Origin of the sequence: uncultured Deefgea sp., from assembly GCF_947072475.1 — a bacterium.
In the GTDB taxonomy this organism is placed as follows: Bacteria; Pseudomonadota; Gammaproteobacteria; order Burkholderiales; family Chitinibacteraceae; genus Deefgea.
The window spans coordinates 43,393-56,739 of record NZ_CAMTIA010000002.1 but is presented as its reverse complement, the minus strand read 5'-3'; the positions used below and the strand labels follow the sequence as shown (position 1 = coordinate 56,739).

Genomic DNA, 13,347 nt, shown 5'->3' with positions numbered 1-13,347 from the left:
ATGAATGCGTTCAATATTGGCACAAACACAATTATTTTGTTCGTTAACAGATGAAGAACTCGCACGGGTTGAATCCTTAGGTATTTTGCGAAATGTTGCGAAAGGTTCTATCTTATTTTATGAAAATGATGTGGTTGAATGCATGTATGTCTTGCTAGAGGGGCGTTTAAAGCTTTATTCAAGTAACGATAGTGGTCGTGAATTTGTTTATCACGTTGCAGAGCCCGGTATTTCTTTTGGCGAATTGGCTTTGTTTTGTGATGAGCGTCGATCGATTTGTGCTGAAGCCGAAACCGATTGCGTGGTGATGAGCATTCATAAAACAGACTTTATGAGTTTATTGCTGACCACGCCAGAATTGAAAGACCAAATGCTTAATAGTGCGATGAAAATTATTTTTTCTTTAACTAATATGGTCCGAGATTTTGCTTTAAAAGATGTTTATGGACGAATTCGAGTTTTGTTCGAGCGTTTGGCTCAACCGACTGACGAAGGTTTATTGATTGATGAACAAATGAGCCAGCAAGATATTGCTGATCGTGTCGGCGCTTCGCGCGAGATGATTGCCAAAATTATGCGTGAATTGGTGGCGGGTGGCTATGTAGAGACTGGCCGTAAGCGATTGATGATTTTAAAAAAATTACCCGAGCAATTTTAATTTATAAATAATTTAAGTATTTGTAGTTAAACTGATTTAACCCGTTTTAACTGTATTGTTTTTTGCCATTGAGTAAAAAAAGTAACTGGCTGAAATTCTTTTACACTGATGCTGATTTGATAAGGCGCGATATGCGTCATTTACAAGGCTTTTATGCTATCTATTTTACAAAATGTACCGTTGTTACAAGGTTTTTCTGAGGAACAACTTGAATATATGGTTCAAGTTGGCGTGAAACGTAGCATGCCCAAAGGGGCTTTTGTTTTTCGCGAAGGTGATCCTGCAGAAGGCATGTATGTCTTGCTTGAAGGGCAAACTCGTTATTTTAGTAGTGACAATCAAGGCAAGGAATTTGTCTTTTTGATCGCAGAACCGGGTGATGCGATGGGTGAGATTTCTTTGCTTGATGACGAACCACGCGGTTGGTCAGTGCAATGCGAAGAAAACTGCACGTTTTTGATGTTTTCTAAGCAAGAGTTTCGCGAAGCACTCAATCGTGAGCCGCAAGTGAAAGATGTGGTGATTCTGAACTTAGCGCGCATGGTGCGAACGTTATCGACCACCATGAAAAACTTAGCATTGCTTGATGTGTATGGCCGAGTGCGGGCATTATTTGAATCCATGCTAGAAACCGTCGATGGGCAGGAAATGATTTCTCAGCCATTAACCCAGCAAGCCATTGCCGACCGTGTTGGTTCATCACGTGAAATGATTGCGCGAATTTTAAAAGAATTGGTTTTTGGCGGCTATATCCGCTTAGAAAACAAAAAAATCATCATTATTCAAAAACTGCCTGAGCGTTTTTGATTTGATAGCGCGATAAAAAAGCGATCTTCGGATCGTTTTTTTTATGCTTGAAAATACACCGTAAAATTGTAACTGCATGCATTTTAAAATGATTGAATGCGAGTTCAAATTTTGGCGCTATTGCTGCGGATTCACTGCGCTGGCTGACGATGCGGCGCTGCTGGCAATCAATATGTTGTTGCTACTGGTCGTTGCATTGCTTGTTTTTGGTAAATACAAGGGGCCTTTAAACCCGCAGGCAGTTAGAAAAAAAGCAGTCAGTAAAAAGGCAATGAGGACGCGCATAGTAGCTTGGCTGTAGGTGGTAGAATGCTTATTTTAGCACGCCCAACCTTCATCAAGGGTGGTCTGCAACATGAATGGTGGAAGGAATAAGTAATGACTGAATCAGAATTTTTAACGGTAAGTGATGCCATTTTTCGCCAAATTGAAATCGCACTCGATAAGGTAGACTTTGATGTTGATACGCTATGCACCGGCAATGTTTTGGAAATTGAATTTGAGGACGCCAGCAAAGTGATAGTGAATCGCCATGCGGCCAATCAAGAAATCTGGCTGGCGGCGCGTTCTGGTGGCTATCACTATCGCTTATCCGATGGGCAATGGCGCAATACGCGGGGCGAAGGCGAGTTATTCAATGATGTTGCGGCGGCAATTAGTGCGCATGCCGGTGAGGCATTCGTTTTTGATTGAGTTGTGTGTATGGTTGGCCGGTTTATTTATGACGGCTTTTTTATCGGCCACCATCTTACCGGGCAATTCAGAAGCGGCTTTAGTGGCCGCTTTGCATTTTAAGCCGGATTTAGGCTGGTTGGCCGTGGCAATGGCTTCTTTGGGCAATATTCTCGGTGGTTTGCTGACGGTGTATTTAGGTCGGCGCTTGCCCAAGGCACCTGACTCCAAGTGGTTGCCGCACTTACAACGATTAGGGCCCGCTAGTTTATTGCTGTCGTGGGTGCCTTTGATGGGCGATGCTTTGTGTGGTGTTGCCGGATGGCTACGTTGGCCTTGGCGTCCAGTCTTGCTGTACTTGGCTCTGGGTAAAGTACTGCGCTATTTAGTCATTTATGCATTGATGCTGCAGTGGTTTTCAGTTTAAATCGTTGGCTCTGGCAGTCATTAAGAAGTAGGGCGTAGTGAAACAAAAAATAATTGCTTTGTTGATCGCCGCTTGCGGCATAACACCACTTCAAGCCGGCGAGATGCCAGATTTTGGCGATATTTCGCAGCAAGGTTTGAGTACGCAACAAGAGCGTGAAATTGGTGAGAATGCGATGCGGCAAATTCGCCGTAGCGGCGCAATGCTCGAAGACCCTGAAATCGTCGCCTATCTAAATCAAGTCGGTTATCGCCTGACTGACGCAGCAGAAATTAGCCAACCCCAATTTACTTTTTTCCCTTTACTCGATGCCAGCGTGAATGCGTTTGCCATGCCCGGTGGTTTTGTTGGCGTGCATACTGGCTTATTGGTGCAAGCACAGCATGAGTCCGAAGTCGCCAGCGTGTTGGCGCATGAAATTGCTCACGTTAGCCAGCGACATATTGCGCGTTTAATTGATGGCACCAAATCGAGCCCGTGGATTTCATTGGCATCGATTGCAGTGGCTTTATTGGCGTCGCAAGCGGGGCGAGGGGATGCTGCGGTGGCTGCGATTGCTGCGGGCACGGGGGTTGCAGTGCAAAGACAGCTTGATTTTACCTATTCGTTTGAACAAGAAGCCGATCGCATCGGCATGCAAACCCTAAAAAAATCTGGCTACGATCCCAGTGCCATGGTGGTGTTTTTTGAGCGCTTGCAAAAACATAATCGATTGTATGAAAACAACGCGCCTGATTTTTTGCGCACTCACCCTGTGACATTTAAGCGTATTTCTGATGCTCAAGCGCGCTTGGGGGAAATCAAATTTAAAGCGGTGCCCGATAGCCTCGAATTCTTATTGATTCGAGAAAAATCACGGGCGATGCAAATGGGCGGACGTGATGGGGTGCCTTATTACCAAGGCATTCTTCAAGAAAAACGTTACGCCAATGAAACTGCCCAGCACTATGGTTTGGCGTATTCATATTATTTATTACAGCAATACGATTTGGCATGGCAGTCACTGCAAACGGCAAAAGCCAGTTTATCTAAAGCTAAAAATCACCCAATGTTGGCCTTTTTGGCTGGCAATATTAAATTGGGGCAAGGTAAAAATGCTGAAGCAGTACAAATCATGAGTGATGCGGTGCAGGCTTTTCCGGCCAACCGCGCATTACTCTATGGCTTGATTGATGCTTATATTGCCAGTGGTCAATTTGCTGAAGCAAAATCGAGTTTGAATGATGCTTTGGAGTTTTATCCTTCAGATGCTTGGCTATACCAAAGGCAGGCGAAGATGTATGCCAAGCAAGGCGATTTAATGCGGCAGTATCAGTCGCAAGGCGAATACTACGTTAGGCTGCAAGAATATACTGCTGCATTTGAACAGTTTGAATTGGCACTAAAGCAGCCCGGCAATGATTTTTACCTGCTCTCTGGGATTGAAGCAAGGCTCAATCAATTGCGCCAAGAGCAGCAAGATGCACGAAAGAAAAAATAATCGGTTTGTCGTCGCCGCGCGAGTTTAAAGCCATCGTCGTCAAGCGCAGGGCGTGTTGATTTTGATAGATCAAGAAAATCGACTGCAATGCCTAAAAAAGAGTACCAAGGTACACAACTGCTACGATGCACCATCGAGTTTGGCTCGATGGGCTTAATTTAAATAAAAAAGGATTTAGTATGAAACATTTTCTTGCTGCCACAGTCTTACTTGCCAGTGCCCTCGCTGCGCAGGCGGCTACACCGGCAGCAGTTGAAACCACGCCCAGTGGCATTCAAATCACCACTTTAAAAGCCGGTACTGGCCCAGCGCCCAAAGCCAGCGATACGGTGAGCGTGCATTATCGTGGCACTTTAGAAAATGGCACTGAATTTGATAGCTCGTATAAACGCGGCAAACCAGCAACGTTTCCTTTGAGTGGTGTCGTTCCGTGCTGGACTGAAGGCGTACAAAAAATCAAAGTGGGCGGCAAAGCTAAATTAGTTTGCCCGCCACAATTGGCCTACGGTAGCCGTGGTATTGCTGGCGTGATTCCAGCCAATGCCACCTTGATTTTTGAAGTAGAAGTTTTAGAAATTAAATAATCAGTGTCGGCGACGTGTCGACATTTGAAATCATTGGAGTTGCTATGTTCAAATTTGTTCTTCCCGTCGCCTTGGTTTTAGGTTTAGGTGCTTGTGATCAAGGCGCGCAATTGGCGCAGCAAGCCGCTTCATCGGTGGGTGCCATCGTTGGGCAAGAAATTAAAAATCAAGCCAACGCAGTGATTGACCAAACCGTGGGTGAAGCCAGTGACGCGTTAGCGCCATTTGGCATCAATGCCAGTCAAGTGAGTGGCGCGATTAAAGATAAAGCCGGTAGTTTAATTAGCCAAGCCATGCCATCGAATGTGAATTGGACGGGTTTAAATGCATTGGCGGGCAAAACGCCGAATGAAATCGGCTTATTTACTGCAGTGAGTCCGATTGATACGCAGCTAAATACCTTGCTCGGTGAGCAAGCAGCAGCGTTTAAAGCGGCGTTAGCCGGTGCCGTGCTTAAAGAAGACAAAGTATTGTATTTACTCAGTGATAAGCCAGATCAAGCCACTTGGTTGCTGATTGACACCACCAATCGCAAGCTAGCTGCAGGGCAAATAGTGAATGGTCAATTGAAAAATCATGCTTCTGCAGGCGAAGCGATTCAATTGCCGAGTGAAATTACTGCCCTACAAAGTAAATTGCTGAAATAAACAGCAATCCATAAAAGCCTAAAAAACTGCCGAGCTAAGCCTCGGCAGTTTGTTTTTTTGCGACCGGCAGCGTCGGTAATGGCATTAATTGATGCGCTGCTCTGGCGGTTTGGCAGGCCGGATTAGGTTGACCGGCTTCGTCATACACATAAAATTCGCGGCAAGTACTTGAGCGCTGGCTGTAGATGCTGCAATGGCTGCTTTGCCCCACCGTCCCTTTAAAGCTAATACAGCGCGCCTCTTTCTGATTGGTGCCTTTCATTGCGGCATACACCGGCGTGATCATAATGATTTTATCGCTGGGAACGGCCAGCGCATGATCGGTAAAACTACCTGCGACTTCTCCGGCATAAAACGAGACCCGAAAATGATTGCAACACGCACCGCAGCTGGCGCAAACATGGCCATCGCCATCAGGCATATCGACAAAAATTCGGCCATCTTCTTGCGGTATTTTGATTTGTTGATCTTGGATCTTCATGGGGGCTTTATCAGGGTATAACCATCCAGCGCTCAATCGCTGTGGTGTTGCTGATTATACTATCGTCATGAGCGTTTCGTGTTGTTGGATAAGTTAGCAATTGCACAGCAGCGAGATCACTGCAATGTTCTAGCTCTAGCTCTAGCTCTAGCTGTTGCCTGCGTATCGTCAACGCAGGGCAACAGCAAAAACAAAGCAAATATTAAGCGGCGAGTGCTGCGTTTTGTTTTTCGATTAATTGCTGGATGCCCAGTTCGGCCAAATCCAGTAATGCATTCATTTCCGCGCGGCTAAAAGCCTCACCTTCGGCCGTGCCTTGGATTTCGATAAACTGACCTGCCGCCGTCATCACTACATTCATATCGGTCTCGCAGCCCGAATCTTCGATGTAATCCAAATCGAGCACCGGCGTTGTGCCAACAATCCCCACTGAAATTGCTGCTACCGATTCACGAATCGGGCTTGAGGCTAATTTACCCTCGGCTATTAAGCCATTGATCGCATCAGTCAACGCGACAAATGCACCAGTAATACTTGCCGTGCGCGTGCCGCCATCGGCTTGAATCACATCGCAATCAATCGTAATTTGGCGCTCACCCAAAGCTTTTAGGTCGACCACCGCGCGCAATGAGCGACCGATCAGGCGCTGGATTTCTTGGGTGCGACCGCTTTGCTTACCGCTTGCGGCCTCACGGCGCATCCGGCTACCGGTGGAACGTGGCAACATGCCGTATTCTGCCGTCACCCAGCCTTCGCCTTTGCCTTTTAAAAACGGCGGTACTTTTTCTTCGACGCTGGCGGTACACAGCACTTTGGTATTACCAAACTCAATCAATACACTGCCTTCGGCGTGGCAAGTGTAGTTGCGGGTTAAAGTGACGGTGCGCAGCTCGTTCGGCTGGCGTTGTGAAGGGCGCATGGGATTTCCTAATGACTGATTAAATTGCGCACCAGTATACCGCAGCGCGTTACTTGGGCGCTGACGCATCGCGTGCATTTTGGCGCAGTATGACAGCCAACTGGATTGGGCTATCATGGCTTACGATCATCAATCAATGGAGTGAGCCAAAATGAAAAACGTTATCGGTGGATTTAGTCTGGGCACCCTCATCGCCGTCGCCCTCTCATGGAGCGCCAATCACTCCATTCTATGGGCGATTATTCACGGCTTTTTGAGCTGGTTTTATGTGATTTATTATTTCTTGTTTCGCTGAGCGGGATGAGTTGTGTCAAAAGCTGCGCGAATTGCACCGTTGGATTGTGTCATGGTGCAATTCGTTACACTCATTGACACCCTACGATGATGCGGCTTAGGGTTGATTCGTGCATTGAAATCTAGCCGCGCGGTACTAAATTTAGTAGCAATCAAAAATTTATTTTATTGCAATTTTTGAAAGCAAATTATAGGATGTTTGTATTTAATTTACTATTCTGCTTACTTTTTAAGTGCTAAAAAATGACGTAAATATGACACAATTTCTAGTGTTAGTCATCGAGTTATTGACCTGAACATAAGTAATTGCCAAGATTAAGTTATTAAAATTTAAATCTTAAAAGTGAGGTTTCGATGTCAAATAATGAGCAAGTTATTAGTGATGTGTCTTGGTTTTATGAAGAAGATGGCCAACGAAATGGACCAATTTCTGAGGAGGAAATAATTAATTTTATTAAGTCAGAAAAAATTTCTTATGGATCTGCAGTTTGGAAGAAAGGTTATCCTGATTGGTTGAAAATTGAAAATACAGAGCTACGAACTTATCTTGAGCGTTCGTCTCCACCTCCACTCTCTGGTGATCATGTAAATAATACGTTAGTCTGGGTACTTGCATTTGCTCCAATTCTAGGAATGTTATTAGAGTATTTTATAGCAGGTGCAATTCATAAAAATGAATATGCTGCCAGTGTTGCCGTAGAGAGTGGTAAATACTGGTTCGTTACTTTAGTACTTAATGTGGTATTGTCATACTCTGATGAGAATAAACTAAGAAAAGCCGGTCATAATACTGATAAATTTAAAGGAATGGCTTGGTTAGTTCCTGTTTATCTATATCAACGAGCAAAAAATCTTAATCATAATTTAGCTTATTTTATTACATGGATTGTTAGCTTCTTATTTACACTATTGGCTTAAATTGATTAAATATTTTGGGTGCTTCATTCGTTTTGATCTGTGATATTTATCGCTTCGCTCCACCTAGCACCGTAGCTCCGATAGAGCGAAGCGAAATCGGAGGGATGAGTACATGCGTACGATTACGCTTCGCTAATCGTACCTACAGCGAGTAGGGCGTAATCGCCGAAGGCATTTATTACGCCGCATGAATAATCCCATCATCTGGCGTATTACCGTTGTGCGTTGAATACACCCTACATTTGAAAAAAACCGCCAAAATCATGGCGGTTTTTGTTGATGGACTCAAACGAAGTTTACTCTTCGTCAAATACCGCCGTGGTATATACCTCTTGCACATCATCCAAGCTTTCGAGCGCGTCGATCAATTTTTGCATTTTGATCGCATCATCGCCTTCAAGCTCAGTCTCGCCTTGCGGTTTCATCGTTGATTCGCCCATTTCGGCTTTAAAACCGGCGGCTTCGAGGGTTTCTTTGATGGTGACAAAATCGTAAGGTGGGGTGATCACTTCGATTGAGCCGTCGTCATTGGTGGCAACGTCGTCTGCACCGGCTTCGAGTGCCGCTTCCATTAACGCATCTTCATCCGTACCCGGCGCAAAAATCAAATAACCGCAATGTTTAAATTGGAACGACACGCAGCCGTCCGAACCCATATTGCCGCCGTATTTGGCAAAAGCATGACGAACGTCAGCCACGGTACGTACTTTATTGTCAGTCAGACAATCCACCATCACCGCCGCGCCATTCAAACCGTAGCCTTCGTAACGGGTCTCTAAATAATCCACACCGTCAAGCGAGCCTGAGCCGCGTTTGACGGCGTTTTCGATATTGTCTTTTGGCATCGATTGCGCTTTGGCTTTATCAATCGCTAAACGCAAACGAGGATTCATCAAGACATCGCCACCGCCCATTTTGGCGGCAACGGTGATTTCTTTGATCAATTTGGTGAAAACTTGGCCGCGCTTGGCGTCTTGACGGCCCTTGCGGTGTTGAATATTTGCCCACTTGCTATGACCTGCCATGCTGCACCTGTATTTTTCATTGAGTCGATAGGACGATATTCTAGCACGGTCGTCGATGGCAAAAAATATCCGCAGACGGTCATTGCTCGCCATTTGATTGGGCGCAGAGTTTATTGCGCGGTATTGCCTTGGATAAAGTGGCAGTGTCGTCTTTATGCGACGCTGATTGCAGTGAAGCTGCATTGGATATTGCCAACCGTTGTCGGCATTTAGTCGCTTAAAGTGGGCATTTGCCTTGGAGTTAACGCACTAGGGTTTTAATTTATATATCAGCGTTTTATTATTTATTTCTTGTTTAGTCAGCTTGATGTTTTTTGTTTGTGCGTCTAGCATCTTTCAAAATTACATTTAAAAGAGAATATGATGCGTGTTAATCAGGGGCAAAAATGGGCGTTGCGTTGTTCAGCAATGGGTTTGACTGCGTTATTAAGTGCTTGTGGTGGTGGCGGTGATGGCCCTGGGATTTTTGATGGTCCACAAACCGATTTGGGTAATAAGCCAGCAGTCACACCTGCGCCAAGCACGGCGGTGGTGGCGCAAAAATGCTCCGTGAATAATCCTTATCGCTTTGACGATACGCCATTGAGTACTAGCGGCACTTTGAATGATGAAAAAGCTTGGCTCAAAGACAATATGAGCAAAAATTACCTTTGGTATAAAGACATGCCAAAGGTGGATGCTGCCGCACCTGCATATAGTAATGAATCTCAAGTGTTTGGCTCTTTATCCGCTTATTTTCAAGCTCTTAAAACACCGCTGCTGACGAATTCCGGAGCTAAAGTCGACAAATTTAGTTTTATTGAAAGTACGCTTGCTTGGAATGGTTATGTCGACTCAGGTAAGGTGCTTGAATATGGTATTCAATGGCATGCCACCGGTGACAAAGCGCCGTTGGTGATTCGAGTGGCTTATGTTGAGCCCAATTCGCCAGCGGATCGTGCAGGCATTGTTCGTGGTGATGTTTTAAAGTCAGTTGATGGCATAGCTGGCGATTTTAGCGTTGCGGGTTTGAGTGCCTTGTTATATCCAAGCAATAGCGCGGCGCATCAATTTACTTTTGATCGCGCTGGTAGCGTTAAGACGGCGACGCTGGCTGCAACTGACATCACGATTTCACCGGTGCCGATGAATAAAGTCATTGAGGTCGCCGGCAAAAAAACCGGGTATTTAATATTTAATAGCCACATTTCAACGGCAGAGCAGCCTTTAATTAATGCGGTACAAAATTTTAAAGACAATAATGTCAGCGAGTTAATTTTGGATTTACGTTATAACGGCGGCGGTTATTTATATATTGCCAGCGAATTGGCCTATATGATTGCAGGGGAAAGAGCAACGCAAAATAAAGTATTTGAGCATTTGCAATACAATGATAAACGCCCTGTCGATACCGCCAATGGTGTGATACCGTTTTATAATTCCACTAGTAAAAGCCAATTCTTACCGACTTTAAATCTAAAACGGGTTTATATCTTGGCATCGGGTAATACTTGCTCGGCGAGTGAATCGATTATTAATGGCTTGCGCGGTATTGATATTGATGTCCAAATTATTGGCAATACCACTTGCGGAAAACCTTATGGCTATATTGCTAAGTCCAATTGCGGTATTTCTTATTTCCCGATTGAATTTAAAGGCGTAAATGACAAAGGCATGGGTGATTTTGCCGATGGCTTTGCACCGCAGTGCAGCGCTAATGATGATTTTACTAAGCAGTTAGGCGACACCAGCGAAGGTCTACTTGCCGCTGCGATTTATCGTCAAGCCAATCCAAATTTATGTAAACCCGCTGCAGCGATGGCTTATTCCGGTACGGCTCGAATCGGGCAGGGCGCTGCGCAAGGCTTGGTGATCAAACCTGAAATGCAAAACAATAAATATTGGACTGTTCGTTAAGCTAGCCAATACTAAAAAACGCCAAGACTGTGAAGTCTTGGCGTTTTTTTTATGCGCGCTTCCTGCTTTGTCTCTGGCCAAGGTCCGCGCAAACTCAGCTAGTAAACCCAACGTCAACAGACCCTAGGGGGATTTTAACTGACGTCGCTTGTTTTTTGTCGCATGGCCACTAGCATGGAGTATGTATTTCCATCGGTGAAAGCCAAATGAAATTTAATAGTGGGTTTGTGCCTTGCGGGCTGGTTTTCTTGCTCACTGCTTGTGGCGGCGGTGGCGGTGGTGGTTCAACATCGACTACACCGAGCCCAACGCCCACTCCGGGTACGGCAATTGCGCAAAAATGCTCTCCTAATAATCCCTATCGGTTTGACGATACCGCGTTTAGCACCACCGGTACTTTGAATGACGAAAAAGCATGGTTAAAAGCCAATATGCAGGAGAAATATTTATGGTATTCAGAAATACCGAATGTTAATCCGGCTTTGGCGCAGTTTAGTCAGGAATCTAATCCGTATTTATCGCTGGATACTTATTTTGAGGCATTAAAATCGCCTTATTTAACCGCTGCAGGGGTAAAAAAAGATCAATTTAGTTTTACGGCCTTAACGCGCGATTGGCTGAGTTTTTTAGAAAGCGGTGCCGTTTTAAATTATGGCATTGAATGGCATTACAGTCGCAGCAGCGCGCCGTGGCAAATGACGGTGGCGTATGTGTCACCCGGTTCGCAAGCGGCGCTAGTGGGCGTGTTACGTGGGGATCAATTAAAAACCATTGATGGCCTACCTGCTGACGGTACGGCCAGTAATCAAGCGGCGGTGAATGCTGCGCTGTATCCCAAAGCGGCGAGCGCACACACGATGGTGTTTCAGCGCGGTGCGAGTGTATTGAGTTTGAATGTTGTGGCCGATAGCACCAAAACCATGCCGGTATTACCGGCACAGATTATCAATACCGCCAGTGGGCCAGTGGGGTATTTGGTGTTTAATTCGCATATCAGCAGCGCTGAAAAACCATTAATTGATGCGATTAATTTATTTAAAAACAATAATGTTCAATCATTAATTTTAGATTTACGCTATAACAGCGGCGGTTATTTATATATTGCCAGTGAATTGGCGTATATGATTGCCGGGCCGAATCAAATTCAAAATCGGGTGTTTGATCGTTTGCAATTTAGTGATCAACGCCCCGCGCAAACGGCAGTCAATGCCATCCCTTTTTATGCCACGGCGCAATCATCGCAATCGGGAATGGCGGGGCAGTTATTGCCTAATTTGAATTTAAAGCAGGTGTTTATTTTAGCCACAGAAAACACCTGTTCAGCCAGTGAAGCAATTATTAATGGTTTGCGCGGGATTGACGTTGATGTGCAAATCATTGGTAAAACCACCTGCGGCAAGCCCTATGGTTTTATTGGCCAATCCAATTGCGGGATTTCTTATTTTCCGATTGAATTTACCGGCAGTAATGCCAAAGGGTTTGGTGATTTTACCGCTGGTTTTGCGCCGCAATGCACCGCCAATGATGATTTTAGCCGGCCTTTGGGCGATATAAACGAAGGCCTGCTGGCTGCGGCTTTATTTCGGCGCAGCAACCCCAATTCGTGTAAGCCGCCGATTGCGCTCAATCGCTCTGTGGCGGCGGGGGCTGCGCTCGGTGCCGCTGGTGCTGCGACTACCGATCCAACGGCGTATATTGCCCAACCAGAAATGAATAAAAATCAATACTTGGGATGGCCGAAATAAGCGTAGCGCTTAGCCCGCTTGAGCGATTTTGGGCCCGACACGACGCGAAAAAGTTGTGCGTAGCATGACGCTGCGGCGCGTTTTTTACATTGCTTTTGGCTAAAATCCACATAAACGCAATCCGCCAAACAAACAGCACCGCGTCTATTGCTTCGCAGGAAAATAGCGTGGGGCATCACCCGCTTGCCAGCGCGGATATTTTTGCATCCCAGCGGCAAAAAAATCATCCTGCAATACACGTGCTAGCCACTGCTGCAGTAGTGGATTGGCGTGCTCTACAAACCAAGCCCGATCCACCGCAGCAAATTGCCGAATAAACGGCGCAATGGCGGCGTCGCTTAGGCGAAATTCGGCGTCGATCAAATAGGTATGTGCTGCTAGCCTATTGCAGATATTGGTTTCCAGCCAATACATCGCATTTTCTTGATGCTGCTGGTGGCTGAGTGCCAGATGCCGCTCGGGGTATTTATAGGCATCGAGCAGGGGCTTAAACTTAGTATCGTGCTGCAAGATTAAAGCCATTTGCTTAGCCGCCAAGTCGCTGGGATGCCAAGTATGATCTTGGCCCAGCGCCCACAGCATAATCTCTAAGCTCTCGGTCATGACTTGGCCATCCGGCAGACAGAGCGCCGGCACCGTGCCTTTGGGCGATACCGCCCATAGTGCAGTTGGTTTATCGCGCAATACCACTTCACGGATTTCAACGCTGAGTTGGCAATGCCAAATCGCCCAGCGGGCGCGCATTGCGTAGGGGCAGCGGCGAAATGAATACAAAATCGGTGAATTTGACATGC

General features: G+C 45.8%; 16 protein-coding genes. 11 read left to right on the top strand and 5 right to left on the bottom strand.

Annotation, left to right across the window (positions count from 1 at the left end; all coding sequences use genetic code 11):
- Positions 1–4: 4 nt before the first annotated feature.
- Positions 5–658: a Crp/Fnr family transcriptional regulator gene (locus tag Q0V82_RS01465; protein ID WP_297572093.1), complete on the top strand. Its 654-nt coding sequence runs from the start codon at positions 5–7 to the stop codon at positions 656–658.
- A 153-nt stretch (positions 659–811) separates the two neighbouring features.
- Positions 812–1,465 (top strand): Crp/Fnr family transcriptional regulator, encoded by a 654-nt coding sequence (locus tag Q0V82_RS01460; RefSeq protein ID WP_226763579.1) that lies wholly within the window; start codon positions 812–814, stop codon positions 1,463–1,465.
- Positions 1,466–1,582: 117 nt separating this feature from the next.
- Here the strand turns inward: Q0V82_RS01460 and Q0V82_RS16545 are convergent, their stop codons facing one another.
- Positions 1,583–1,750: a lipoprotein gene (locus Q0V82_RS16545; RefSeq protein WP_374758512.1), complete on the bottom strand. Its 168-nt coding sequence runs from the start codon at positions 1,748–1,750 to the stop codon at positions 1,583–1,585.
- Positions 1,751–1,843: 93 nt separating this feature from the next.
- Here Q0V82_RS16545 and cyaY point away from each other — a divergent pair, with 93 nt between their 5' ends.
- The 5 genes from cyaY (at position 1,844) to Q0V82_RS01430 (ending at position 5,275) form a co-directional block, all read left to right on the top strand.
- The gene (cyaY, locus tag Q0V82_RS01450; RefSeq protein WP_297572090.1) at positions 1,844–2,158 is read left to right on the top strand and encodes an iron donor protein CyaY; all 315 of its coding nucleotides are present in this window, start codon (positions 1,844–1,846) and stop codon (positions 2,156–2,158) included.
- A complete protein-coding gene (locus Q0V82_RS01445) occupies positions 2,130–2,564 on the top strand; it encodes a YqaA family protein (RefSeq protein WP_374758516.1) in 435 nt (144 codons plus the stop codon). Before cyaY ends, Q0V82_RS01445 begins: the two co-directional genes overlap by 29 nt.
- Positions 2,565–2,601: 37 nt before the next feature.
- Entirely contained in the window at positions 2,602–4,044 is a 1,443-nt protein-coding gene (locus tag Q0V82_RS01440) for a M48 family metalloprotease (RefSeq protein WP_297572087.1), read from the top strand.
- Between the two features lie 179 nt (positions 4,045–4,223).
- The gene (locus tag Q0V82_RS01435) at positions 4,224–4,628 is read left to right on the top strand and encodes an FKBP-type peptidyl-prolyl cis-trans isomerase (protein WP_297572086.1); all 405 of its coding nucleotides are present in this window, start codon (positions 4,224–4,226) and stop codon (positions 4,626–4,628) included.
- A 44-nt stretch (positions 4,629–4,672) separates the two neighbouring features.
- On the top strand, positions 4,673–5,275 hold the full coding sequence (locus Q0V82_RS01430) for a hypothetical protein (protein ID WP_297572085.1): 603 nt from the start codon (positions 4,673–4,675) through the stop codon (positions 5,273–5,275).
- 34 nt (positions 5,276–5,309) lie between these two features.
- Here Q0V82_RS01430 and Q0V82_RS01425 read toward each other — a convergent pair whose 3' ends face one another.
- Entirely contained in the window at positions 5,310–5,756 is a 447-nt protein-coding gene (locus tag Q0V82_RS01425) for a YkgJ family cysteine cluster protein (RefSeq protein WP_297572084.1), read from the bottom strand.
- 202 nt (positions 5,757–5,958) lie between these two features.
- A complete protein-coding gene (rph, locus tag Q0V82_RS01420) occupies positions 5,959–6,675 on the bottom strand; it encodes a ribonuclease PH (protein WP_226763587.1) in 717 nt (238 codons plus the stop codon).
- Positions 6,676–6,826: 151 nt separating this feature from the next.
- Here rph and Q0V82_RS01415 point away from each other — a divergent pair, with 151 nt between their 5' ends.
- Together Q0V82_RS01415 and Q0V82_RS01410 are read left to right on the top strand one after the other, a co-directional pair.
- Positions 6,827–6,970 carry a hypothetical protein gene (locus tag Q0V82_RS01415; protein ID WP_173533534.1) on the top strand — a complete coding sequence of 48 codons (144 nt, stop codon included), beginning with the start codon at positions 6,827–6,829 and terminating at the stop codon, positions 6,968–6,970.
- 353 nt (positions 6,971–7,323) lie between these two features.
- Positions 7,324–7,887 (top strand): DUF4339 domain-containing protein, encoded by a 564-nt coding sequence (locus Q0V82_RS01410; RefSeq protein WP_297572083.1) that lies wholly within the window; start codon positions 7,324–7,326, stop codon positions 7,885–7,887.
- A 296-nt stretch (positions 7,888–8,183) separates the two neighbouring features.
- On the opposite strand, the gene Q0V82_RS01405 is transcribed toward Q0V82_RS01410, so the two are convergent.
- A complete protein-coding gene (locus tag Q0V82_RS01405) occupies positions 8,184–8,912 on the bottom strand; it encodes a YebC/PmpR family DNA-binding transcriptional regulator (protein ID WP_297572082.1) in 729 nt (242 codons plus the stop codon).
- A gap of 360 nt (positions 8,913–9,272) precedes the next feature.
- Between Q0V82_RS01405 and Q0V82_RS01400 the strand changes: the two genes are divergently transcribed.
- The gene (locus Q0V82_RS01400; protein ID WP_297572081.1) at positions 9,273–10,808 is read left to right on the top strand and encodes a S41 family peptidase; all 1,536 of its coding nucleotides are present in this window, start codon (positions 9,273–9,275) and stop codon (positions 10,806–10,808) included.
- A gap of 206 nt (positions 10,809–11,014) precedes the next feature.
- The gene (locus Q0V82_RS01395) at positions 11,015–12,553 is read left to right on the top strand and encodes a S41 family peptidase (RefSeq protein ID WP_297572080.1); all 1,539 of its coding nucleotides are present in this window, start codon (positions 11,015–11,017) and stop codon (positions 12,551–12,553) included.
- A gap of 144 nt (positions 12,554–12,697) precedes the next feature.
- On the opposite strand, the gene Q0V82_RS01390 is transcribed toward Q0V82_RS01395, so the two are convergent.
- Positions 12,698–13,345, bottom strand: a complete 648-nt coding sequence (locus tag Q0V82_RS01390; RefSeq protein ID WP_297572079.1) for a glutathione S-transferase N-terminal domain-containing protein — start codon at positions 13,343–13,345, stop codon at positions 12,698–12,700.
- Positions 13,346–13,347 lie beyond the last annotated feature (2 nt).